27 protein-coding genes are annotated in these 24338 nt (G+C 36.1%); 8 read left to right on the top strand and 19 right to left on the bottom strand.

Going from position 1 to position 24338, the window contains the following annotated elements:
• Window positions 1-32: 32 nt before the first annotated feature.
• From htpG to EHQ70_RS10050, 10 genes are read right to left on the bottom strand one after another with little or no spacing between them, the layout of a single operon-like run.
• The gene (htpG, locus tag EHQ70_RS10095) at window positions 33-1865 is read right to left on the bottom strand and encodes a molecular chaperone HtpG (RefSeq protein ID WP_135586016.1); all 1833 of its coding nucleotides are present in this window, start codon (window positions 1863-1865) and stop codon (window positions 33-35) included.
• A 3-nt stretch (window positions 1866-1868) separates the two neighbouring features.
• Window positions 1869-3440: a BatD family protein gene (locus tag EHQ70_RS10090; protein WP_135586014.1), complete on the bottom strand. Its 1572-nt coding sequence runs from the start codon at window positions 3438-3440 to the stop codon at window positions 1869-1871.
• The gene (gene batB / locus EHQ70_RS10085; protein ID WP_135586012.1) at window positions 3424-5055 is read right to left on the bottom strand and encodes a VWA domain-containing protein BatB; all 1632 of its coding nucleotides are present in this window, start codon (window positions 5053-5055) and stop codon (window positions 3424-3426) included. The genes EHQ70_RS10090 and batB overlap by 17 nt, the downstream gene beginning before the upstream one ends.
• The gene (gene batA / locus EHQ70_RS10080; protein ID WP_135586010.1) at window positions 5052-6005 is read right to left on the bottom strand and encodes a VWA domain-containing protein BatA; all 954 of its coding nucleotides are present in this window, start codon (window positions 6003-6005) and stop codon (window positions 5052-5054) included. Before batA ends, batB begins: the two co-directional genes overlap by 4 nt.
• A 2-nt stretch (window positions 6006-6007) precedes the next feature.
• The gene (locus EHQ70_RS10075) at window positions 6008-6847 is read right to left on the bottom strand and encodes an LB_053 family protein (protein WP_135586008.1); all 840 of its coding nucleotides are present in this window, start codon (window positions 6845-6847) and stop codon (window positions 6008-6010) included.
• Window positions 6840-7658: a DUF58 domain-containing protein gene (locus EHQ70_RS10070; RefSeq protein WP_135586006.1), complete on the bottom strand. Its 819-nt coding sequence runs from the start codon at window positions 7656-7658 to the stop codon at window positions 6840-6842. The genes EHQ70_RS10075 and EHQ70_RS10070 overlap by 8 nt, the downstream gene beginning before the upstream one ends.
• Window positions 7659-8639, bottom strand: a complete 981-nt coding sequence (locus EHQ70_RS10065; RefSeq protein WP_135586004.1) for an AAA family ATPase — start codon at window positions 8637-8639, stop codon at window positions 7659-7661. It lies immediately after the preceding gene.
• The gene (locus tag EHQ70_RS10060; protein ID WP_135586002.1) at window positions 8630-9949 is read right to left on the bottom strand and encodes an LIC20035 family adhesin; all 1320 of its coding nucleotides are present in this window, start codon (window positions 9947-9949) and stop codon (window positions 8630-8632) included. Before EHQ70_RS10060 ends, EHQ70_RS10065 begins: the two co-directional genes overlap by 10 nt.
• Window positions 9946-10488 carry a PaaI family thioesterase gene (locus EHQ70_RS10055; protein WP_135586000.1) on the bottom strand — a complete coding sequence of 181 codons (543 nt, stop codon included), beginning with the start codon at window positions 10486-10488 and terminating at the stop codon, window positions 9946-9948. Before EHQ70_RS10055 ends, EHQ70_RS10060 begins: the two co-directional genes overlap by 4 nt.
• Window positions 10489-10504: 16 nt before the next feature.
• Window positions 10505-11344 carry an alpha/beta fold hydrolase gene (locus tag EHQ70_RS10050; RefSeq protein ID WP_135585998.1) on the bottom strand — a complete coding sequence of 280 codons (840 nt, stop codon included), beginning with the start codon at window positions 11342-11344 and terminating at the stop codon, window positions 10505-10507.
• Between the two features lie 92 nt (window positions 11345-11436).
• On the opposite strand from EHQ70_RS10050, the gene EHQ70_RS10045 reads away from it, so the two are divergent.
• Window positions 11437-11865, top strand: coding sequence for a hypothetical protein (locus EHQ70_RS10045; protein ID WP_135585996.1), 429 nt, complete (start codon window positions 11437-11439; stop codon window positions 11863-11865).
• Window positions 11862-12116, top strand: a complete 255-nt coding sequence (locus tag EHQ70_RS10040; RefSeq protein WP_135585994.1) for a hypothetical protein — start codon at window positions 11862-11864, stop codon at window positions 12114-12116. Before EHQ70_RS10045 ends, EHQ70_RS10040 begins: the two co-directional genes overlap by 4 nt.
• On the opposite strand, the gene EHQ70_RS10035 is transcribed toward EHQ70_RS10040, so the two are convergent.
• Genes EHQ70_RS10035 through EHQ70_RS10020 form a run of 4 tightly spaced genes read right to left on the bottom strand, consistent with a single transcriptional unit; the run spans window position 12102 to window position 15596 of the window.
• Window positions 12102-13373, bottom strand: a complete 1272-nt coding sequence (locus EHQ70_RS10035) for an NAD(P)/FAD-dependent oxidoreductase (RefSeq protein WP_135585992.1) — start codon at window positions 13371-13373, stop codon at window positions 12102-12104. The genes EHQ70_RS10040 and EHQ70_RS10035 overlap by 15 nt on opposite strands.
• A 5-nt stretch (window positions 13374-13378) precedes the next feature.
• Window positions 13379-13852 carry a low molecular weight protein-tyrosine-phosphatase gene (locus EHQ70_RS10030; RefSeq protein ID WP_135585990.1) on the bottom strand — a complete coding sequence of 158 codons (474 nt, stop codon included), beginning with the start codon at window positions 13850-13852 and terminating at the stop codon, window positions 13379-13381.
• A complete protein-coding gene (locus tag EHQ70_RS10025; RefSeq protein WP_135585988.1) occupies window positions 13853-14527 on the bottom strand; it encodes a M48 family metallopeptidase in 675 nt (224 codons plus the stop codon). It lies immediately after the preceding gene.
• A gap of 16 nt (window positions 14528-14543) precedes the next feature.
• Window positions 14544-15596 carry a putative porin gene (locus tag EHQ70_RS10020; RefSeq protein ID WP_135585986.1) on the bottom strand — a complete coding sequence of 351 codons (1053 nt, stop codon included), beginning with the start codon at window positions 15594-15596 and terminating at the stop codon, window positions 14544-14546.
• A 181-nt stretch (window positions 15597-15777) separates the two neighbouring features.
• Here EHQ70_RS10020 and EHQ70_RS10015 point away from each other — a divergent pair, with 181 nt between their 5' ends.
• The 4 genes from EHQ70_RS10015 to EHQ70_RS10000 are packed head-to-tail and all read left to right on the top strand — an operon-like array spanning window position 15778 to window position 18649.
• On the top strand, window positions 15778-16704 hold the full coding sequence (locus tag EHQ70_RS10015) for a ParA family protein (protein ID WP_135585984.1): 927 nt from the start codon (window positions 15778-15780) through the stop codon (window positions 16702-16704).
• Complete coding sequence (locus EHQ70_RS10010; protein ID WP_135585982.1) at window positions 16688-17398, top strand: ParB/RepB/Spo0J family partition protein; 711 nt, start codon at window positions 16688-16690, stop codon at window positions 17396-17398. The genes EHQ70_RS10015 and EHQ70_RS10010 overlap by 17 nt, the downstream gene beginning before the upstream one ends.
• A gap of 7 nt (window positions 17399-17405) precedes the next feature.
• The gene (locus EHQ70_RS10005; protein ID WP_135585980.1) at window positions 17406-18050 is read left to right on the top strand and encodes a DUF1569 domain-containing protein; all 645 of its coding nucleotides are present in this window, start codon (window positions 17406-17408) and stop codon (window positions 18048-18050) included.
• A complete protein-coding gene (locus tag EHQ70_RS10000; RefSeq protein ID WP_135585978.1) occupies window positions 18047-18649 on the top strand; it encodes an NADPH-dependent FMN reductase in 603 nt (200 codons plus the stop codon). Before EHQ70_RS10005 ends, EHQ70_RS10000 begins: the two co-directional genes overlap by 4 nt.
• Here the strand turns inward: EHQ70_RS10000 and EHQ70_RS09995 are convergent.
• The gene (locus EHQ70_RS09995) at window positions 18591-19673 is read right to left on the bottom strand and encodes an acyltransferase (protein ID WP_135585976.1); all 1083 of its coding nucleotides are present in this window, start codon (window positions 19671-19673) and stop codon (window positions 18591-18593) included. The genes EHQ70_RS10000 and EHQ70_RS09995 overlap by 59 nt on opposite strands.
• Window positions 19674-19782: 109 nt before the next feature.
• Here EHQ70_RS09995 and EHQ70_RS09990 point away from each other — a divergent pair, with 109 nt between their 5' ends.
• Window positions 19783-20223: a Crp/Fnr family transcriptional regulator gene (locus EHQ70_RS09990; protein WP_004787909.1), complete on the top strand. Its 441-nt coding sequence runs from the start codon at window positions 19783-19785 to the stop codon at window positions 20221-20223.
• On the opposite strand, the gene EHQ70_RS09985 is transcribed toward EHQ70_RS09990, so the two are convergent.
• Window positions 20224-20475, bottom strand: coding sequence for a hypothetical protein (locus EHQ70_RS09985; RefSeq protein WP_135585974.1), 252 nt, complete (start codon window positions 20473-20475; stop codon window positions 20224-20226).
• A gap of 2 nt (window positions 20476-20477) precedes the next feature.
• The gene (locus EHQ70_RS09980; RefSeq protein WP_135585972.1) at window positions 20478-21980 is read right to left on the bottom strand and encodes an HDOD domain-containing protein; all 1503 of its coding nucleotides are present in this window, start codon (window positions 21978-21980) and stop codon (window positions 20478-20480) included.
• Window positions 21981-22067: 87 nt separating this feature from the next.
• Between EHQ70_RS09980 and EHQ70_RS09975 the strand changes: the two genes are divergently transcribed.
• Entirely contained in the window at window positions 22068-22595 is a 528-nt protein-coding gene (locus EHQ70_RS09975; protein ID WP_244288291.1) for a hypothetical protein, read from the top strand.
• Here EHQ70_RS09975 and EHQ70_RS09970 read toward each other — a convergent pair.
• Entirely contained in the window at window positions 22504-23052 is a 549-nt protein-coding gene (locus tag EHQ70_RS09970) for a hypothetical protein (RefSeq protein ID WP_135585968.1), read from the bottom strand. The genes EHQ70_RS09975 and EHQ70_RS09970 overlap by 92 nt on opposite strands.
• Entirely contained in the window at window positions 23053-24330 is a 1278-nt protein-coding gene (locus EHQ70_RS09965) for an STAS domain-containing protein (RefSeq protein ID WP_135585966.1), read from the bottom strand.
• Between the last annotated feature and the right edge of the window lie 8 nt (window positions 24331-24338).

The raw sequence follows: 24338 nt of genomic DNA, 5'->3' as shown, positions 1-24338 counted from the left end.
TCGTTGCCAAATCTTTCTAGATGGTTTTGCCTTTAAGTAGAAAAAATCTCTTGGAGGAATTCCGTTGTCCTTTTGGTATACTCCGAAACATCTTTTTCATCCATCACTTTCGCAGAAAGTAAGGAAAGGTCATAAATGGCTCGTGCCAATTTTTTTCCTTTTTCTGGATTAACACCTTCGAACGCCTGTAATGCGGATTTGACCAGAGGTGATTTGGAATTAACCATAAGGGTGTGTGATTTTAGAATGTTCTTTGTGTCTTCTCGGTTTAACATCGAGTTCATCTCTGACATTCTTCGCATGAATTCTGGCAAAAGGATGACTCCCGGAACCTCAAGAGATTTTAGGGCTTCTACTTTTACCTCTACCCCTTCAGTTGGTAAAGAAGCTAAAAATAAAGATTGGATTCTGTCTGATTCTGTTTTGTTTTCTTCGTTGACTAAGTTGTCTTGGACTTCTTTATCAAGAACTTGGTCCGCAATCTCTGAATCCACTCTCTGAAATTTCCAATCTGGATTTTTCATTTCTAAGTGTTGGATGAGGTGGGAATCAATTTTGGAATCAACTAGGATCGCTTCTAATCCTTGCGATTTTAATAACTCCATATAAACGGAACCCATTTCGGTTTCATTTGCATAAAAGATTTTGTTTTGGTTTTTTTCCTTATTTTTTTCCCAATATTCAGAAGTTGTGGAGTATCCACCTTCCGAGTTTTTGAAAATCAAATGATCTTTCATGGCATCGTAAAATTTTTCGTCTGTTAATACTCCGTATTTTACAAATAATGAAATATCAGTCCAATTTTCCTCATATTTACTTCTTTCTTTTTTGAAATCATCAATCAGACGATCAGCAACTTTTTTGATGATATGGTTTGATATTTTTTTTACAAGAGGATCATTTTGTAAATAGGATCTTGAAACGTTTAGAGGGAGGTCTGGAATATCAATAGTTCCTTTTAATATAGTTAAGAACTGTGGAATGAGTTCGCTTGCATTGTCGCTAACAAAAACATGGTTACAAAAAAGTTTAATTCCATTCTTTGAAGCTTCCAATTCATGTGTGAGTTTTGGAAAATACAAGATCCCTTGCAAACGGAATGGGTAGTCTACATTCAAATGGATATGAAAGAGAGATTCGCCAGAGAACGGAAACAAATAGGAATGAAAGTCTTTATACTCTTCTTCTTTGATTTTTGCCGGTTCTTCTGACCATAGTGGTTTTTCTCGGTTTGCTTTTTCGCCTTGGACATAAATCCCTACAGGTAGAAAATCACAATATTTTTTGATTAGTTCTTTCAGTTTCCATTTGTCTAGGTATTCACCAGACTCACTATCCAGATAAAGAGAAATTTTTGTTCCTCTGAATTCCTTTTCAATAGGTGAGATGGTAAAGTCTGTTCCTGATTCACTTGACCACATAACAGCCGTTTGTCCTTTCTTGTAGGATTTTGTTTCTATTGTTACTTTTTTAGAAACCATAAAAGAGGAATAAAAACCTAAACCAAAATGGCCAATGATTTCGGCTTTGTTCTCTGCATTTTGATATTGTTTAGCAAAATCTGTGGCACCAGAAAATGCAATTTGATTGATGTATTTTTTGACCTCATCAGTGGTCATCCCAACTCCATTGTCTTCAATGGTTAGAATCCTTGCGTCTACATCAAAATTTAAATCGATTTTATAATCATTGCCACCTTCAAATTCTTCTGATAGTGATATCTTTTTTAACTTAGTGATGGCATCGCTGGCATTGGACACGAGTTCCCTTAAAAAAATATCTTTTTCGGAGTACAACCATTTTTTAATGATGGGAAAGATATTTTCCGTTTCTACACTGATTTTCCCTGTTTCTTCAGCTGACATATGTTAATCCTTTGGTTTTATTGTTTTAGTTAATTGTATGAGTTTGTGTTTTTCTTTTTTAGTTAGGTTTTGGAATGCGACTTTAAGGGTTTCTTTGTCCCCATTTTCTAAAAGATTTACAAGGAAATTGATGTCTTCTTCAGGCAATTTTAGTTTAGCCAAGTGGTCTGCAAGAAATGAATTTCTTTTTTTACCCAAGTGAACAACCATTTCTGTTAATTCCTGCAACTGTTTTTGATGTTGGTATCTTTTAAATCCTAAATAGGTAAAAATTCCAAGAATTGTTAGAAATACTAAAACAAAAATGGGCGGTCCACTAGATAGGTTTGGTTTTCCAGAAAGGGATTTTTCTTCAAGTTTTCTTTCTGGTAGTATAGGAATTTCAGGAAAATCAATCGATATTGTTTTGTATTGTTTTTCCTTTAAAGAGAAAAAGCTGAATGTATAAGGTTCTAATTGTAACTTATTATTCCTAGATGTTTGGTAAGCATATTGAAATCGAACGATAGAATAAAATCCATAATCTCCTGAATCTAACTTGCGGAAAGTTTTTGTTTTATTTTGTGAAATGAGTTGGGTCTTTTTTTCCGATGTTTTATTGGGATTGATCCCCTCGTAACCACCATCACCTTCTACGGTAATTTCAAAGTAGGCAGTTTCTCCTTCGTGAATTTCTTTTGGGAACTGAGTCAGAGAGAGTTTGAAGTTTCCTATCGCTCCAGTAAAATTACTAAGTTTGGTTGGCGGAAGATCCAGAACAGTCACGGTGGCTTGCGTTGTGTTTACGGTTTCTTGTAACGAATTGAATCGTAAACTATCTCCCGAGATGAATTTAGTTTTTCCAATTTGAAATCTTCCTGATTTAATTGGTGTCAAACCATAGATTTCTTTATCGTATACTAAAGTTTTTTTTAAAACATTGTTCCTTTGTATTTCGGGTTCAATTTGTACGGATACTTGCCGTAATGTTTCTGATAAAAAATATGGAAAGGATATGGATTCGTTCGGATCTCTTTCTAAAAAAGGTTGTCTGTAGCCGTTATAGTAGAGAACAAAATATCCCACAACTGGTTCACCCTTATAAAAAACTGATTTGTTTGTATGAAAGGCTACTTCTGGTGATCCTTCTGTGGGAGAGTCATTGCTTTCTATTTGAAATGGATTAAAAAATTGGTTTTGAGGATGTGCACTTTTTTTGCTTACTTTAAACGGAATTGCAGGTGAAGTGTATGCTTTTTGGTCATATTCTACAGAAATTTCTGGAAGTTTGAATGTTCCTTCCGATTCGGTATCAACATAGTAGTTTAATATTTGGGAACGAGACACTTTGAAGTTGATAATTTGTGTTTCGGTGCCGCTACCAGAGAATCGAACACGGACACCATTTTTTTTGATATTTGTTTGTAATGCACGGAAGGGTTTGTCTCCATGCACTTTCACTTCTAGTTTAGCATGTTCTCCAAGTGAAAATTCATCGGGAAATAAATGAAACTCAACATCGGCTGAACTAATATGATTGAAAGGAAGGAATCCAAAAAGAAAAAATAGAATCGTGAGTTTACCAGAATTTTTCATTATCCGAAAAACCTCCTTTTTTATTTTTTAAAATAGAGTCTTGCGAGAAAGGATCTAAAATTCTTTCTGCATCTGACTTTTCTTCTTTTTGATTCTCTTTTCGATCATTCTGTGGTTTGTTTTCGTTTGATTCGTTGTTTTTTGGTGATTGGTTTTGGTTAGATTCTTGTTTTTTTGTTAGGTGTTCGATGTTTTTTTTGGCGGATAAATGATTCGGATCAAGTTCTAAGGTTTTCGAGTAAGCATTCAGTGCTTTCTTTTTCTCACCTAATTTTGAATAAATGTTTCCTAACGAAAAGTTTGTTTTTGCTTTTAAGTCATTGTCTGTTTTTGGGTGAGAGAGGATTTTTTCAGCGATCCCTATGGCATCTTTGTATTGACCTGATTGGTAGGCATTGGTTGATTCATTGTATAACAGTCGTGGATCATCGGGGATGTATTCTTTTGCTTTTTCGAATTCTTTCTGGCTTTCCGTATATTTTTTTTGATGATAGGACTTTGCACCTCGTTCCATTGCATTCCCACCCGGATCTAATTCCCATGCTTCCAAGCCGCTGACTCTGAAGAGTAATAACAAAAGTAGAATTGTGTAAATTGTTTTGGGAAGTTTCTGCAGGAAAAGATTTATGATTCGTTCTAAAAATAGAAAGAAAACCGATGCAATTAGAAACGGATGAGCTCCATCCTCGTTTTTGAATCGTTCGATGGTTTGTATTTTTTTCTTTTTAACGGATTGAATGGTGTCTAACAGTGCGTAGGCTCCGTCTGCTAAGAATGAAACATCATAATAAGTTCCATTATTCTGGCTCGCGATTGACTTTAGTTTTTCCGTATTCATTTTTGAAACCACTAAGTTAGGTGCCGAAGGAGAATCGGAAATTCCTGCATCTGTAGTGACAAATCCACCTCGCCCTGTTCCTGGGTCACGATATTCGATAAGCCCACCTTCTTCCGTTCCAATTCCCCAAACAATCACCTCACCTTCAATCTTTGGTAAGGTTTGGTTTTCGTGATCTTCTCCATCCGAAACGAGAACAGTAATTTGAGAAGTGATAGGGTTATTTTTTTTTCTGATCTTATGAACTCTTTCTAGTGCCAAAGAAAGGTCTGTTCCTTTGGAACCAACCATTTCCACTCCAAGTGCCTGTATATAGTCTGAAACCGACGATATATCTGTTGTTAATGGGCAAAAGGAAAATGATTGTCCTGCAAAAACAATGATTCCTATTCGATTCCCTTTGATTTCTGGAAGGATTCTTAATGCTAAATCTTGAAATCGTTTTAGGCGGTTTGGACTTACATCAATGGCATTCATTGATAAACTAACATCGACAACAAAAAGTATATCTGCAGACTCAAATTCTTTAATGGATTCTACTTCCGTAGATTTGATTTTAAATAAGGAATAAAGTGCTAAAAACATGGAAATTAAAAAACAGAAAATTCGCATTAAATAAACTTTTGTATTAGCAGTATAGATTCTGTTTATTAGATTTGGATTTTGGTTCCGAAATGAATTTGCTTTAATATTTAAATATAGTTTTCCAAAAAATACAATCATCCATATGCTTATAGAAATGATTGCTATTGTTGCTGCTAAACTTGAATCAATCATAACTTTTCAGTGAATGGGTATACCATAAGTAACCCCAAAACTCCTAGGATCATAAAAAAAACAAACAATGCTTTTGGGAAATGTGTTTCGTGAATTTCCAAAGGTTTTGAAGGTAGTTCGACTGTTTCTAAACTGTTAATTTCGTTTAACACTTCCTGTAATACTTCCGGAGATTCTGCACGAAAAAATTTCCCTGTCGTACTTTCTGAAATTTTCTCCAGAGATTCGTAATTCACTTCATATTGGCTTTGTTCTTTCCCAATTCCTATACTATAGACTTTGATTCCATAGGCTTTCGCAGCATAAGAAGCTGTTTCTGGATCTAATTTTCCTGTATTGGAGACTCCATCCGTGAGCAAAATTATAATTTTTGATTTTGCCTTGGAGTCCTTTAGACGGTACGTAGAAAGAACCAAAGCATCACCGACAGCTGTTCCTTGTTCGCTAATATCTTCATCGGAGGTTTCGGAAATAAGTTCGTCTAACGCATATCTGTCGTTTGATAGGGGTGATTGTAAATAAGCTGCTCCTGCGAATAAGACAATTCCGATTCTGTCGTAGAGCCTTTTTTGTATAAATTCTCTTAGTAAATCTTTTGAGACAGTCAGTCGGTTTTTAGGTAAAAAATCGTATGAATTGGTCATGGAACCTGAGATGTCTAGGGCGATCATGATATCGATCCCATTAGTAACCTCCGGTGTTAAACTGAATTTTTTTCCGGGACCGGCAGCCGCGATGATCAAAAAAATTCCTGCTATATAAATTGAGAATTCTGATAGTTTTAAACCTAAGGATCTTAGGTTTATTAAAAATTTTGTTTTTTGTTTTTGAAATCTATCGGACTGGATGAGTAGAACAGAACCTAAAGGTTTTTTTCGCCACTGGTACAATCCTAGCAATAAAAAAGGTAAAATTAAGAATAAAAGATAAGGTCTCTGGAACTGATCCATATTTATAATTCAAAATCCTTTTTGATTTTTTCCCAAATTACACGAGCAGATTCTTTGTTGAGGTTCGTGTTATTTTCATTATATTTAATATTTCTAAAATGAATCCGTAATTCTCTTAAAGCAGAATTCTCGATATGTGTTCTATTGGAGAGGTCGACAAAAAATTCAGAATCGGTTTTTCCTAATAAGTTTTCGTCTAGTCGTTTGGAATAAACTTCCTTCAAGTATTCACTAATTTTAAACATAAGTTCTTTTTCATGGATTGAATCAGATTCTAAATATTTTTCTACAATATGCAGTCGTTTGGTGGTTTCGTCAAGGGTGGGTTGTTTTTCCCAAAAAGCATCCATCACTTTTGGTTTTTTGCGCCAATATAAATATAAGGCATACACTAGATACAGATTAATAGCTGTAATTAAGAGAACGATAAACAAACGAAAAAAGTAAGGGCCAGAAAATACAATTGGAGGTTCAATGTCTTCGATATCAGTCTCTGAGCCTAGTAGTTGAGATTTGACTTTGATAGATAAGGAAGATCGAAAATTCGTGCCGTTTTGGTCCCATGAAACCGGTAAAATATAAGTGCCTGGTTTGTAGAAGATGATGGAGGCTTCTAATTTAGAAGGTTTTTTGTTTACATTAAAAATTTTATAAGAAGGCATCGTATCATCTTCGTAAATTTCTCCTTCTTCAATGCTTAATTCACTATCATTTGTATCGAATAATTCTATTTGGTAATGGACAGTGTCCCCTACATAAATATCAGATTCTAAAACAATCTCTTTCGGTGCGGCAAAAATTGATCCCGAACATAATAGAAATATAGCGATATACTTATCCATTTCGTTTGATTTTGAATAGTGGTAGGATTTGTTGTGAAAGTTTTGTATTCGGATTGATTTGTACAAACTGAACACCAAAGAACGATTTTGTTGCTTTTAAATCTTTGGTGTATGTAGTTTCATTGTTCCGAAAACTTATATTTTCTGCGGATATTTTTTGAAACATACGAAGCCAAAATGGAAATTTTAGTGTATCTAATTCATCTTGGATCCAAATCCCAATCGGTTCCCAAATTTTTGGAACTTTGTTAGTTTCTAAGTAGTATGAAAAATGATTAAAATCGGAGATCCAGTAACTAATTGCATATTTAGGGTAGAGTTTAAATGCAAATTGGTAAGCCTCTGAATAGTTTGTGGTTTCACCTTGTGGTTGTTTTGTGATATTACTGAAGGCGGAAAAAACTTCAGTTTCTGTTCTAAGCCATTTTCCGGATTTTGAGGGGCTATCTGAAAATGGGATGAGTAAAATTCTATTTCCCATTTTTATATGGAATAAAGATAAAAAAAGTGCAATTTGGAAAGCTGTGTTCTTTTGAGAACCATTTAGAGATACGCTTGTATCATAAAATACAATAATGGAAGTATCTCGTTCTTCATAATATTCCTTTGTATAAAGTTCTCCAGTTCGAGAGGTTACATTCCAGTCGATATAACGCATATCATCGCCGTACTGGTAGTTTCTTACTTCTTTGAAATCGAGCCCCCTCCCCCGTTCCGACATGGTGAGAAGGCCTTGTTTAGTGGAAGAAAATTTCTTTTTTGTTTCCCATTGTAAAACTTGCAGCAGGCGTTTTAGTTCTGGAGATAACATCTAGGGAACTTCCGTGACAGTTAAGATTCGTTTGATAATAGAATCTGTGCTGATATCCTCGCTAATTGCATCGATTGTTAGGTGAAGGCGATGTTTTACAATTTCTGAGAAAAAACGTTGGATATCTTCCGGGATGACAAAATCTCTTCCTTCTAAAAGTGCATTGATTCTGCTTACTTTTAACATAGCAAGGCTTGCTCTGGGGCTTACACCATGTTGGATGAAAATTTTTAAGTCACTATCAGTTGTTGTTTCAGGTCTTGTGTTTCTTGTAAGATTTACAATATAGTTTTGGAGTTTTGGTTCCACAAAAACCTTATTTGAAATTTCAGAAATCTTGTGAATTTCCTTTGGTTTCATTACCTTCTTAGATTTTTTTTTGGTAAAATCTAAATTCCCATGTTGGTGTAAGATGGCGACCTCATCTTCGAAGGAAGGATAGGTGACAATGACTTTGAACAGAAATCGATCGAGTTGGGCTTCTGGGAGCGGATAAGTTCCTTCTTGGTCGATAGGGTTTTGTGTAGCGATCACAAAAAATGGTGGTTCCAAGTCGAATGTTTCATCAGCAATGGAAACTTGTCTTTCTTCCATACACTGTAACAAAGCGGATTGAACTTTTGCAGGCGCTCTGTTGATTTCATCAGCTAACAAAACATTCGTGAAAATTGGGCCTTTTCTGATTTCAAACGATGAAGTTTTAGGATTGAAAATATTGGTTCCCGTTAAGTCTGCTGGCAATAAGTCGGGTGTGAATTGAACTCGAGAAAATTTAGCATCGATGATGGACGCTAAGTTTTTTGCTACAAGGGTTTTTGCGAGACCAGGCATCCCTTCGAGTAACACGTGTCCGTTGGCTACTAGCCCGACGAATAAAGATTGGATGACGTTATCCATTCCTGAGATGGATTCGGATAGTTCCGACCGAAGTAGTTTTACTTGGTCGGAGATTTCTGTAATTTGTTCTTTATTTATTTGCATTGCGATGGAGTCATTTTTGGCATTGGTTTATCAATCATATAGTATTCTGTTTTGCCTCCAATGGTCCAACATCCCATTTTTCGTCCTTGAGGTTCTACAGATCCTTTTCCTAATTCTCTTCCATCTTCTGCATATTCAGTGGCATCTTCGGTGGATCGAATCACCATCCTTTTTTTCCCAGAAGGATAAAAGTAAGTATAAGGAATGCTAGGTTTATAATTTAGTTTTAAGTCTTGTGATTCTTCATCAATTTTTACAAGTGAGAAGAATAATTTTCCTTCACCAAGAATTTTTCCAGTATTGTCATAAACTTTAGCAGATTCTAACATACTTTCGTTAGCCATATTCCCTTGGTAACCGATCTGTCCGTTTTTGTAATAGAACTTCCATTCGCCGGTTCTTGTATGTTTTCTTGTCCCCGTCCCGAATAATTTACCGTCAGCATAATATTCTTTCCAAGTTCCAGTTCTTTCATACTTAATGTCTAAGTTTTCTGAATTTTCTTTCTTAGAATAATTTCCTTCTGCAAGAATATTTCCCTTAGATCCAAACATTTTCCATAATCCACTACGAATGTCGGATGAATAAGAACCTTGTGATTCCACTGCACCGTCTTTATAGTAATTGATTTCTTGTCCGTTTTTTAATCCGTTGCTGTAAGAAACTTTGGTTTTGATTCCATTTCCATCGGCACCAACAAAATAGTAGGTCCATTCCCCGTCTTCTTCGTTATCTTTGAAAGAACCTTTTTCTACCCACTCACCTTTGTTATTCTTTCGGTAATAAGGTCCATTTTTTTTATCATCTGCATAATTTGTTTCAGAAGTTACGATACCTTGTTTGTCAAAGGTTTTGGCCAGACCTTCTTTTTTCCCGTCAACCCAAGGAGTTTCTGCAATGTATTTTTGTGGATTCTCAGGATCAGGTTTTTTCCAGATTCCAATTTTTTTGCCGTCACTGTAGTCCCCAACTTGATCAAGAGTGGATTTGTATTTTGGATTTTCAGCTGTAGACCCAGGTTGTTCGAATTGGATGTATTCTTCCCAAGAACCGTGTTTTGGTAATGATTTAATTTTAGGCGCAGCAAATTTAGATACTTGGTCCTCTGTACATTTTGCTCCGCCGCATTCTGCTTTTACTTCTCCCACTGCCCGGATTCCGCCAGAGTTTTTGAAACGTTCTGTTCGAATCCATTTGCCTTTAGAAAATTTCAATTCAAATTCTTGGTCGCCTGACCCATCTTTTATGGAAGCCCCCGAACAATGTAGAGTGAGTGTGATGATGATTAAGTAGAGAAGTTTGGTTTTCATGTTTCTATCCTATCAAAGAGATGTGCGCGTTTCAATTTATTTACTGATAGCAATTCGTTCGCAATCGCTATTTTTCCTCCGGTTAGTTTATCCGAGAAAAAACGAGGAGGCAAAATATGGAATGCCCCCTCACCTTTCACATATAAAATTTCGCCGTCGAGAGATGTTAGTTCACATTCTAATAGAACTTTACGTTTTGCCTTTTTGATGGGCCAAGCACGAACGAGTAGTTCCTTCTCAACGGGAGTGGCTTTGTGAAATTTGAAACTCATAGTATCTGTCATAACTATATAACCTAAGTGAAAACATAACCCGCCCATTGCTTCATCCAAAACGGTGGAAAGAATTCCGCCGTGTACGAAACCAGGGGCTCCGTTATACATTTTTTTGAAACTATAGGTAAAGTTTACTTCTCCAGTTTCATCATGGAAGGTAAAATCTGCGACAAGGCCTAATGGATTTTCTTTCCCACATCCAAAACAAGTGTCATGATGGATTTCGTAACCATGTATAGAAGGATTTTCTATAGGTTGTTTCATTCTATTTCCTTAATATTTAATTTTCTAAAAATTCTAAAATGGCAGAGGATACTTCTTTCGGTGAATCCATATGTAAATGGTGCCCTCCAGGCAAAATTACTTCCTTTAGGTTTTTAACTGCGTCTTTTCTATTGTTATATTTTTCAGCAATCGGAAATCCTGATCTATCACCTAATATAAGTAATGTTGGGCATTCGATCCGACTACAAAAGGATTCTATTTGTTCCTCCGTATATCGAAAAAATGAATTATAATGAAGTCTTAAGTCCCTTCTTGGTTTTAATCCTTTGGGAGTTTTTTCAATTCCCCTTTCCATAAGGATTTCTGCAGATTCTAACTTCATATCACCTGCTCGCATCCGAACACCAACGGCAGATTCCATATCAGGGAAAAATGTTTCCTTTTTTCCTCTTGGATGAAGGATTTGTTTGATGGCTTCCGTAAGTATGTCTGGAGCTGATTCGGAAAGATTGGTAAGTGGGCCTAACGATTCAATCAACACAAGCTTGTTTATTTTTAGAAGGTTGGTTCCGGCAACTAACGTAGATACTGCGGCTCCCATGGAATGCGCCATTAATATAAAATTTTCTAATCCTAGAGCTTGGGCAATCGACACAACTTCTAAAGTATATTCTGCAAAATAATAAACTGTATTTTCTGGTTTGTGGCTGGATTTCCCGTGACCAGGGAAGTCAATGGATATGAATCTATATTCGGGAAAATACTTAGCAAGAGGTGCAAAACTATTGGCGTTATCCAGCCAACCATGAAAGGCAAGGATTGGTGTTCCTGTTGGATTCCCCCACTCTACTCCCTCGATAGAGTGGAATTTTGTGCGAATAGAAATCGGTAACATATACCTAAGCCTTTGTGATTCCTTCTCATTGTAAACATTTATCTTCTTGATTTAGGCTTGATTCTTTTTTGCTTTTTTTTTGTAATTTGTCCATGAAACATTTTCTTTTGATTGTTTTGTTGACTCTCTACGGAGTTTCCCTTTTCTCAGAATCCAACCTAAAAGCTCTGTGTGAAAATTTGGATGACTGTGAAAAAAAAGCTGATTTGACAGAGATCCATCGAAAAAAAATCACCTTATTAACCTTTGGTATTACTGAATATGGAAAAGGCGCTTCCATACAAAGTTTGTGCCCTCTACTTTTAAAACGAATCAAATCTATAATTTTGGAAGCTAATGGTGATACGGGATACAAAGGGGAAATAATTCTAAAAGTGAATCACAAAGCCGAATACAAACAATCACAGTTACTAAAGGCAGAAGAAGATATACAATTTTTGGATGCAAACCAGAGTTCAATTTCGAAAGATAATTATTCCGAACTTTTGAAATTGAAAACTTTGCTCGACCAATCTAGATGAAAAAACTTTTTTTGATTCTACTGTTACTCACCATTCATTGCGCACAACTTTCTCGTGAAGAACAATTCAGAGAAGAGTGTAAAAAAATTAGAACCAGAAGTTATCTTTTTATGTTACCGATTTTACAAAGACATACAACAACTGGTAACACAGAGTATAACTCGACGATTTGGGTTGGAAACACCGAGTTAGCTTATAAAAAATGTATTTCTGAATCTGAGAAAAATCGTTACAATCTAAGATCGAACTGAAAGTTCATCCATCTCTTCTTGGATAAGTCTTGATCCAGCTCGAAATGTTAAATAACTCCATACCCAACTGAGTAAGGTACTTACTTTATTTTTAAATCCAACTTGGTAGACAAGATGAACAAAAAGCCAACCGAGCCATCCTAAAATTCCTTTTAACCGTATTTTTCCAAATTCTGCAACTGCATCAGTTCGCCCGATGGTGGCCATATTGCCTTTGTCAAAATAATGAAATGGTGATAGCGGTTTGTTTTTTTCAAGGGATTCTATGATTTTGGCAACATACCTGCCTTGTTGCATAGCAACAGGGGAGACTCCAGGAAGAGGTCTGACCAAACCTTTGCTGTAGTTTGCAGCGTCTCCAATAACAAATACTTCTGGATATTCGATTGTTCTGCAAAATTCATCAACGATGATTCTATTCGCCTTATCCTTGTTAAGCTGCATATTTTTTGCTAACTCAGACCCTTCAACTCCTGCAGCCCAAATCACCGTTTTTGATTCTATAGTTCTATCCTTCAAAACAACACCAGTGTCTGTGATATCTAAAACCGGGGAATTGGTAAGGACCTCAACTCCCCTACTCTCTAGTTTTTCTTTGGTAAAAGAACTGGATTTTTCGCTAAATGCGGTGAGTAAACGGGGACCCGCTTCGATTAGTGTTACTTTTGTCATTCCGGAATCAATATTTCGAAAATCTTTTCTGATGATGTTATGGGAAAGTTCGGCAATAGACCCTGCGAGTTCTACTCCTGTTGGTCCTCCGCCTATGATAACATAATGCATAAAACTTTTTGCTTTTTCATTATTACCAATGAGTTCTGCTTGTTCAAAGGAAAGTAGAATCCTCCTTCGAATAGCCAATGCATCTTTTAGATTTTTTAAACCTAAAGTTTTTTCTTTCCAAGAATGATTTCCGAAAAAACTAGTTCTTGCTCCCGTTGCGAGAATTAAATAATCGTAAGTTTCTGTGTTATTCTGAAATTTAACTTGGCGATTTTTGAAATCAATTTCGGTTACATCACCAAGTAATATTTTTACGTTTTTGTATTTAGTTGTGATGGATCGAGAGGGAATCGCAATATCCGCTGGTGACAATACGGCAGTTGCCACTTGGTATAAAAGAGGTTGGAACAGATGATGGTTTTTTTTATCAACAACAGTTATGTCAAAGGATTTGTGATTCGCGAGAGTTTTGATTACCTGTAATCCGCCAAAACCCGCCCCCACAATTAATACTTTTTTCTTTATTTGTGACATTTGTCTTATACTCCTAAAAAATTCAGAAAACCAGCGGAACAATCTTCCACAAGATCCTGAACCCTATCAAATGCAATTTCGCTTTTGTAATATGGATCGGGGACAATTGGTTCTCCTTTATCACTTCTAAATTGACCAAAGAGAAATATTTTTTCCTGAATTTTTTTATCATTACTTAGACTGATTACATCAGCAAAGTTGTTCTCATCCATAACCAATAAATAATCGAAATACTTCAGATCATTTAAGGTTAGTTTTCTAGATTTATGGGTTAGATGGATTCCTCTTTTTTCTGCGGCTTTCCTTGTTCTAAGATCGGGTAAATCACCGTCATGGTAACCAGACGTACCACAAGAATCGATTTCAAACGATTGGTTTAATTTTTTTTGATTTACCAAGTTTTCCAATGCACCCTGGGCTGCAGGAGAACGGCAAATGTTTCCTAAACAGATAAATAGAACTTTTGTTTTTTCTTTCATTTAATTAAGGTAGTAGATATATTTTTTCCCAACTTCTTTTAACCATTTCTCTGCTAGTTTGTATTTGGGATTATGTGACTCAACAATTTTCCAAAATCTAGCTGAATGGTTGTGTTCAATTGTATGAGCAATTTCATGTAAAACTATGTATTCTATAATAGAGTCTGGACAGTGGACTAAACTTAAGTTTAAGGAAATTTGATTTTTGGAATTACAACTGCCCCAGAGTGAACGCATTGGTTTGATAGATAATTTTGTAACTTTTGTGTTGAGTGCAGAGGAAGTTGATTCTATTAATGGGATTATTTTTTCAAAAAGTATTTCCTTTAAAACCAGTTTCCCTTTTCGAATTCTAGTTTCTTCCGTTTTTGTTTTGGGGATTTGAATGTATTCAGAGGTAAGGTTTGACCTTTTATTGGAACTCAACTGTATCGTTACTTGAGTCCCGAAGATATGGATTTTTTCTCCCTCCTCAAATTTTAATTTTTTAGGAATGTCTTTGGGGAGTCCTTCGAGTTTGGACAAAATCCATTCTCTTTTTTCGGCTAAGAATTCTTCTAATTGTTTTTTGGGTATCCTGGCAGGATGTTTTAGAACCACTTTGCCATTTTGGTAAACTACGAGGGAAATATTTCTTCCTTTGGTAGTTTTTCTTTCGATTTCGAAATCTGCCATTATGTATTAGATAGTTTTATTCCTCTGTATTAGGTACTACTTTTTCTGTATTTGTTGAACTTCCAGGTGACCAATCTAATTTGTTTAAGGCTCCTATTTCGATCGAATAATCTTTTATATTTATATGTGATTTGAAGCCACCGACTAAATTAGAAGCTAGGTCATCTCTGGTTAATCCGCCCTGTGAAGTAAATCTACCTTCGGAAAAAAATCTTCTGTGGTTAATGCGTATATAACTAAGCCAGGTTGGCCCTATTTTATAACCAACTTCTGCTTTGGAAGCCCAGCCAAGTCCATAGTTTTCAGAGAAGAAGTTGATAGACCTCTGTACATGAAAATCTCTCGTTTTGATTCTTCCTATCGATGGCATAAAACTAAAGTCCGCGTAGAAGTCCCCGGATGAATATCGGTATCCACCGCCGGTAAAGAATTCCCATAAATCGTTTGAAAACGTGAGTCCCATTCCAATCGGACCATAAAAGACGGGAGTAGATTCCACGTATTGATTCACATCATAGAAAATGTATTTAAAGTAAGAATATCTTGCGCCCATAGAAAGAAAAAACCCAGAACCATCAGCCCAGTAATTTGGATTAGCTGTTTGGAAATAATACCTCCCATAGAGTTCTGCTCGGCTTTCAAATACTGTTGATTTACCTTTCCCATCGGCAAAGTTACGACTACCGGAATAGATAGTCGCTGAATCTCGGTAACTCCATTCACGTGTTGCGATGTTTGTGGTGTTTTCGGTGGATACTGCTCCAAGAAAAAAATCTTCATCTCGAGCTTCTCCCGATTTTTGATATCGACCTGTGGTTTTAAGGGCACCGCTAATTTCTAGTCGGTCTTTTGTAAAAATTCCTTGGATCCCGAATAGCGAAAATGTCCTAGGAAAAGAGATCCTCGAGCCGCCTCGAATTCCCGATAGGTTTGGATATTTATTACCAGTTTCAAATATATATTCACCACCAGACTTTTCGATGGTTGGCCCCCAGATTATTTCTGCAGACAGTGAATTTAAACTGAGAATTAAAAATAAAAATGGAATCTTGGGAATTTTAGGCACCAGCGTAGGTTCTACTTTACCTCTAAGTTGTAAATTCCTAAATTTATTTTTGAGGGATGGTATAATGATGTTTCTTTCTCGATTTCAACTAGATTCGTTCTTCTTAGGGGTGAAATGATTTCACCCCTAAGAGACATAATTAAATTGACAGTCTGGGCGGATTTATGCATCCTTTGGGAAGGTTATGGGCAAAGCAGAAACTATTTTTACTGAAGAAGAAGCAGCGAAATTTGTTGGTCTGAAAGCAGGTGAGTTTGCTGCGAAGGCCACTAGTTTGAAGATTCCAGGATGGAAAACTGGCGAGTTCAAACAATCTGTGTTGATTAAATATTTTGAGCCAACTGAACAAGATGGTTTGGATAGCCATGTAATTGCTGTTTCAAACCAAAAAGGAGGGGAGGGGAAAACAACAATTAGCCTTTATCTTGCTGAAGCCCTTTCTGAAAACCACAAAGTATTGTTAATCGACTGGGACCCGCAAGCAAATGCAACACAACTGTTTCTCAAAGAAGATGTTCCCTCTATAATGGATTATTTAGGTTATCGCGGTAAAAAACCCAGAGATATTGATCCTGCAATTAGAACGATCGGTGAAAATTTTGATTTACTTCCTTCCACATTGGAACTTGCTAATTTGACAACTCCATACGAAAGAGATGATTTTGAATTGCTGAATGAAGCGATTCTTCCTCTTCGTTCGAGATATGAATATATAATTATAGATTGCCCTCCTTCATTAGGACTAATATTAGAAAATGCACTTATCTGTGCTGATTACATCTTGGTTCCTATCCAAACGAGGGCCTTTAGCTTACAAGGAATTCGTGATTTGTATGAAACTTTTCAAAAGATCCAAAAGAAAGCCAACCAAAGGTTGAAATTACTAGGTGCAGTATTAAACCAATATGAAGGACAAAAAGCACTCGCTGGTTTAGCAGAAGGAGTCAAAAGATATTTTCCGGTATTTGATACCGTCATCCAAAGACGTGAGGCAATTCCGCAAGCCCAAGCGAAGATGTCGTTTTTGGCAAAAATAGACTTAACTACAATGAAAAATTTTAGAGATCTTGCTGCAGAGGTTAAACAAAAAATCGATGTCCAAAAAAACTGAATTTCAAGCTTTAGATTTAATTTCTGCATACTCTGAAAAGAAAAAGAACCCTTCTCATTTAGAGCTCAGTCAAATATTCCCTAATCCTACTCAACCTCGTCTGATTGGACGTGAGGATACAACAGACCTATTACCTTCTATGGAAAGGTTGGGACTAATCGAACCAATCCTCGTTAGGAAAGAAAAAGGTAAATATCTGATTGTGGCAGGCGAACGTAGATATCGTGCCGCTATTAAATTAGGATGGAAAGAAATACCCGCAATTGTAACGGATGCCAATGAAGATGTTTGTTATGAAATGTCTCTTGCTGAAAACGAAAAGAGGAAGAATTTAAATCCTTGGGAAGTAGGTAAAGCCATCCAATTCCTTAGAAAAGAAAAAAGAAAAACAGCGGAAGAAGTTTCTGAATTGTTGGGTTACAGCGGAAGGTATGTAAAACAACTTAGCAGTATCGCCAGGTTGGATCAAAAATCGGTAATGGAACTTTTGATCAGTGGAAAACCTCTTTCGGTAAAAAACCTTGAGGAACTACTAAAACGAAAAGAGAATAGGGGGGGTGAAACCATTTCACCCCGTATTGGGTCTGGGGCTAGCCGTATTAGTATTAATTTTGGTAAACTTAGTGGAAAGGTTAGAGATAACTTTTTAAAAGAATTAGGTTTGCTTAAAAAGAAATACGGAATCAACGAATAGAGGAAAAATGAAGTCAACTTTAAAACTTAAAACGATAGAGGATATCGAAAGAGAGTTATCGATTATTATAGCGTGTGAGAAAAAACAGAAAGCTGATGTTACTTTAACTCAAGTTTATGATTTTTTGGCAGAATCCATTGAGTTGTCCATTCAAAGGATCGGCTCCACTAATAAACGGAATACAATCAATAAATTATTGGGTAAATATAAGTTTGCAAAACTTATATCCACAGGAAATTATACAAAAGCGAACCAAATTCCAGGGTTCCCTCCAAAGGATTTAGGAGACTCTGACTCTGCACTTCTTCGTTTAAAAACATCCTTAACTGCCTTTAAATTGCATTCCGGACCTTTCGCCGAACATTCAGTATTTGGTGAACTTGATAAAAAACAATGGGAAAGAATTCACGGGATTCTCTCCATGTTTTTGTTTGGATACATCCAACTATATGGTGATGAAAAGTTAAGATTTGTAAAAGAAAGGGAGCAGAAAAAAGAAAAAGCTTTTGCAGAGAAAAAACACCATCATCATCCGCAGAAGAAAAAAGAAGATCATGATTCAAAACCTAGTGGCCATAACAATAGGAAATGGAAAAATAAAAAGAAAACTCACCATAAAGGAAACAAAAATCAAGGTGGTGGACCTAGATGAAAATTTGTTTGGTTGCAGGTAGTCACAGAAAAAATTCCCAGTCTCTGAAAGTTGCAAAATTTTTAGCAAAAATATTAGAAACAAAAGGTATCGAAGTTATATTATTTGATTTGGGTGGAAATCCTCTGCCACTTTGGGAACCAACAATGTGGGAGAAAGATTCTGAAATTAAAAAGTTTTGGTTAGAATATAGCGCGGGATTTGCTAGTGCAGATGGTTATATTTTTCTTTCTCCAGAGTATGCTGGGATGGCAAGTCCTGCGTTAAAGAATTTTTTTCTTTATTTAACAGGTGGAGATATTTCTCATAAACCCGGACTGATTATTACTGTTTCCAGTGGGATGGGCGGAAGTTACCCAAATGCAGAACTCCGCATGTCCAGTTACAAAAATACTAGAATTGTGTATCTTCCTGATCATGTGATTGTTCGCCATGTAGAATCAGTTTTAAATTCAGAAACACCCGAAGGTAAGGATGACGAATACATTCGGGCTAGATTAGGTTATGTAATTAATGTTTTAGTTGAATATGCAAAGGCTCTTACTGGTGTTCGCCAAAGCGGTGTGATTGATATAAAAACTTACCCTTTTGGATTATAATTGCGACACCAATTGGTAGACCTACATTCAAAATTAAAGTCACAATATATCCTAATATCGGACCTCCGAATAGATATGGGTCAAAACTATGCATCATATGGATCACAAAAGGATGTAGAAGGAAAATGAATAGACTATTATTTCCAACAAAACTGATCCATTCAGATACTTTGTGATTCAATTTAGGAAGAATTTCCCAAACGGCGAATAAGAAAAAAATGGGATAAACTAAGTGGTGGTTTTTGAAATCGATAAAATAACCTCCGCTGAACAAAATGATCAGAAATAGAAAAATGAAAGAGAAAATCCCGAGAGCTAACTTTACATCTGCATTTTGTTGTTTTTTTTCTTCTTCTTTTGAAAGACCAATTTGAATACCTAACTGAAAGAAAAAAATATAATTCAGAATTGAAATTGCATGGTATCCTTTGGGAAGAATGGAATCAAAAATTCCTAAGTTTGATGCCAAATTGATTAAGAATGCGACAAGAAGTAAATATTTTGAAATTTTTTCATTTAGAAGAACTTTATCAAATAGATAAAAGATAATATAAAACTGAATTAATAGTGGGACAAAGTAAAAAGGTGCAAATACCTTTCCTAAAAAGTAAAATTGGAAAAATTCTAATAAGGAATAATCGTTATATTTTATGAAATATCCAACGATTGATGCCAAACTATAAGGAAGAATGAGGTTTTTTAATTTGGTAATCCAATACCCTTCTTTTTTTCTTAAGAAAATCGCAGAAGTTAGTATAAATAACGGAACAGAAAACCTAGATAAATTAGAAAGAAATAAGGTAGTTCGAATCACAGAATGGTCTGCGGGGTGGAAGAATTGAAAGTATGAGTGAATGTGAATGAGAACTATCCCAATCATGGCAAATCCACGAAGTATATCGAACCTATTTTCCCTTCCTTTGTTTGTGACTCGAGGGTGTGGAAGAGAGTAGGGGATTTTAAATGCCCAAAGATACAAACCTCCAAGGCCTGCTAGTATGATCCCTAGTAATTCCCATTCCATAATTCTCTTCTCCTTTAAGGCATTTTCTTTTCAGATTTCCTGGGGGAAAGGAAAATGAATTCAGATTTTAGGCGAAATAGCCAAAAATAGATACAGGAGCCACGAATCAATGAGCAAACTCAACATTCCGCCAAATCAGAGGATCTTCAAAGAAGGGGAACTGAATAATGCGATGTACATCATCCTCCAAGGGAACGTTGAGATTTTTTTCACTGTGAATAATAGTCAAACGCGACTAGCACTGATGAAACCTGGAGATTTTTTTGGTGAGATGGCTTTGTTCAGTTCTAATCCAAGAAGTGCGACAGCAAGAACGATAACAAATTGTGAAGTGGCTGTGATTGAAAGTAAACAACAGTTAGAAAACTTTCTTGTTAAGAATCCGAAGTTTGCTGCTAAGATGGTTTCAATTATGGCAGATAGGTTAGCTCGTACTAACGAACTGCTTATTAGTAGTATGGAAAAATCTGTGGCGAAGAAAATCGAATTTAGTAATGACGTTGGAAAAGAACACCAAATTGGAATCAGTGATGTTCAGGATGTGGAATGATTAGCCGTAAATAGTCGGTAAGTTTTTTTTGATTAATGTAATTTCTAAGATGGGCGCATAACTTAATAGATTTTTGATGTTTACGGTTTGTCCTTCTGCTATCAAAAACTCTTTTAAGATTTCTAGAGTTTCTTCTGGAGGAAGTGAAGAGATACTTGGATATTCAGGATGCCCAACCAAATCAAATTCGTCTGCGAGTTTTGGATCTTCTAGTTGTTTGTCTTCTAGGTTAAGTAAGTCTTTCCAGTTCATAGTTAAATTAAGAGATTTTGGTATTCTTCTCTATGTTCCTCAAATTTGAGTTTAAACCTGTCTTGCATATCGCGAAATTCTTTTTCTGATTTGATTTCAAAATATTCCAACACTTCAGGCTCTACGGTAAAATAATTTCCTTTCCCACGACCAATATTGGCCAAAATGTCAGCCAAATAGATGATCTGACAGAGGATATTGTTTCTTGTTTTGCATTGCCAAGGTTTGTGGTGGTAACGGATCACATCTAAAATTTCTTCAGGGAATTTCCACTTTTCTGACATCAAATATCCGATTTCAGAATGAGTGGTTCCAAGTGTGTATTCTTCTACCCATTCTGAAATTTCGTTACTATCATCACTTCGAAGAACTCTAATCTGATTGATTTGGCTTAGGTCAAGCGAAAGAAGAACCATTCTTCCTAAATCATGAAGTAATCCGCAAATGATTGCAGGTTCTAATAGTTTTAAATGTTTTTTACTATCTTCAATGAGAAACCGAGCATACATCGATGTTTTGAATGAGTGTGTCCAGACTAACACTTGTTTTGCGTATCGAACATTAAGGATTTTTTTGGATCCTAATGTTAAAAAAATGGATTCGAGGTTTTTGAGTCCTATCCTCTTTAAACCTTCCAAAACTAAGATAATAGGTGTGTGTGCTCCAAATAGAGGTGAGTTTGCAATTTTAAGAATTTCTGCTGTAATTGCTGGATCTTTTTCCACATGAGCAGAGATCTCATGCCAATCGACGTCCTTTTTGTTTGCGATGGTGATTAACTTTTGAATTTGAGGGGGAAGAGGGGGAAGACTATTGACTTCGCGGATCAATAGATTTTTGATATTGATTTGGTTTTCTTTTGGAATGAGTTGTTTGGGAATTCTGATAATGACTTCAGTGTATTCCTCTGTGGTTAAAAGTTGAAAGAACTGGTTGGAAATTCCAGAATTTCGAAGTAGGATATGAATGAGTACGATCCCTAGTCCAGAGCTTTCTTCGTTATCGATTGATTCTCGATAAGCATCGTTTATGTTTTTATACTTTGCAGATGCTTGTACTCTTTTTAGAATTCTATTTTTTTCTTCAGGGAGAATTTTGGCGTTATTTCTAACTCTAAATTCTATATATTCTTCTTTGAAAATTGTGCTTAAAGTAATTTTATATGGGGAGTCATCAAGGGCCAAAAAAACCCGTTTGCGGTTGTGACCAAATTCGTCCTTATACCGAGGAATTCCTTTTACATAGTCCTTTTCGTCCCAGAGATTCAATCCTTGTTCTTGGAAGAAAACCCGTTTGCCATTAGCCTTACATCCGTTTACCAGTAATTCGCTGAGAATGGTGAAAAGAATTTCATGGAGAAATTCTAAGGAAATGCTACGAACCACTCTTCCAATCCATACGTCCAGTTCCGGGCAGTCGATTTCCGAAAAGTGGACATATTCTTTAGAAATTAGTTTTCCGGAAAGAAAGTCCTCCTGGAAGGTGATGAGTGGCGGAATCGACATGATAAACCTGTTTTGAACCTTGTTTCTCTTTTTGAAAACCGAAAATTTTATTTTGAAATTTCTGTTTGGATTCCGATAATGAAGACTATGGAACTCTTAAAAAAATCCCTACCTATTACCTTGGTGTTATTTGTAGCAGTAGTATCTATTTCTGCCCAGGACACCAAACCACAAGTTACCTCTACCGATGTGAACCAAGAGAATCACGATGCAAAAGAGGGACAGGATAAAGAGTTATTCGAATACTATTATAAAACTCGCCCAGAAAATTTACCACCTAATAAAGCAAAACTAGAATATAACTTGATTAAGACGCTGAAAAAAGAAATCATTAGCCGCGATTATTCTAAAGAGTCTGCTGAAGCGATCAAAAAAATTGATGCAACTAACATTCAATACGAAAGAGTTTATAGAGAAAGTAAGTGGCTTCGTGGTTTTATGACACAAAACACTCATCTAAACTATTTAGAATTTATGTACATTGTAAAACACGATAAATATATGTGTTTTGTAAGTTTTGATGTTAATCCTGAGTTTTATTTGCAACAATCTCGTCAGTCACAGTTGGTTTTTGCTGCGAAGGATAAATTCGAGATAATAATTCCAAAACCCTAATTAGTAAGGTAACAGCGACAAGTACGAGTAAATAGATAAATCCATATAAAAAATACCTTTCTAAGTTTTCCAAAAGGGGGAGTGGTTCTGCATTCCCCCTAATTTGCGAAATAGCCGTTTGTTTTCCAAAAATCTTTACTTCTTTTTTATAAACCTCAATGGTGTCACCTAACCGAAGTCTTTTGTATATGGAATAAGGAATTCGTTCCGTAACTTCGTATAAGGATCCATTGCTGAGTCCAAAACTATAATGACATTGATAAGCAATCGGGAATTGGTTTTTGACACGAGAGAGTTCTTGAACAATCGCAAAACTCCTGTTTCTTTCTCCAATTAAGGTAGTAGTTTCTGATTTTAAATAACTATTTTGAAAATGAACAAGGGAATAGAATAAGGAAATAACGATAAAGGATAAAAAAACCGAATTGGCTATCCAAACCGAAATTCGTGGAGACATCTAGGACTTAGATGGCTCCTCAAACGATTTTAACGCTTCTTCACGATCGCTATAAAATTGGAAAGCATTGGAAAGACCTAACAAATGAAATACTTGGAGAATCGAACTAGTCACTCCGACAAGAGCCATTTCTTTATTTCTTTTTTGTAAGTTCATTTTTACATCCAAAATCATTCGGATTCCTAAACTAGATATGTATCGGAGTTCTGAAAAATCCAAAATGAGATGTTTTCTATCGGTTCCGACCATTTCATCTAAGATCGTTTGTGTGATTCGATCCAGTGGACCCGATTCCATACGACCTTTGATTTGGACGATTACGGTTCCATTAATGCGTTTCTGCTCTATTTCGTATGGTAAGTCTTGCATGGATTCCCCTCTCTTTAGCGGAACAATTACAAATAATTTCTCAGGCGATAACCGAATTGTCGCCTTGGCGTAAGGTGGAAAAGGATAATGTCTCTCTGTAAGAGAATCAACTGCCAATCCACCATTCATTTCAGAAATAACTTCCACTTGATCCAAAGCCCTGAAATCTGCCAAGGAAAACTCTGTTTCTCGGGACTTCACTCGAATTTCTCGAGAATAAACATGGAAAAACGGCTCATGTTTTGAAAAAGGTGGGAATTTTTTAGGAAAACAGGAAGTAATCCATCCTGTGGAACCAGCCCCTGTGTAAACGAGGAGACCTGAACATTTTTGTTCTTCTTTTTTCCCTTGGTAAGAAATCCAAAACCGAGAGGTAAGGTCTGGGCTACTGTTTCGGACAGAAAGTTCGCAAATGGCAGGAACTGTTTTGAGTTTGGTTCCGTTGGGATATTGAATTTCTGTATCAAGTAGAGACCACGATTCCAAACGAGTTTGTTCAAAGTTATTTCCCACTGCTTTTTTTAATTCTTCTGCAGTAAAGCCAAGTAAGGCTCCTACAGAAGAATCAGGATCGGAATTACATCCAATTAAGTGAGTGTCCCCCGCCATATGGGCTACATAAGTGAAATGGTTATCGCCACCATGAGCCACAATCAAATCGTATTTGTTCCCACCTTCGGGATCAAAATTTTCTCGAAATACAAAGTCTGCTTCAGGAAATACCTGTGATTTTAGAAATTCTCGAGATTGTAATTGCCTTTCATGTGATTCAAAAGTCCTTTCGAAGACTTCTGGATTTTGACGTGCGACTTCTTTGTAGGCTTGTATGGAGCCATAAGTTTCCAAATCCAATTCGTATTTGGTACGTTTGAAGACCACTACGACCTTTTTATACTTGGTTGAAGGCATGAGTTTTG

The sequence above is a fragment of the Leptospira congkakensis genome (assembly GCF_004770265.1).
Classification (GTDB): Bacteria; Spirochaetota; Leptospiria; order Leptospirales; family Leptospiraceae; genus Leptospira_A; species Leptospira_A congkakensis.
Note: the sequence above shows the minus strand (reverse complement) of the source record. Positions and strands in the feature narration are given on the sequence as shown.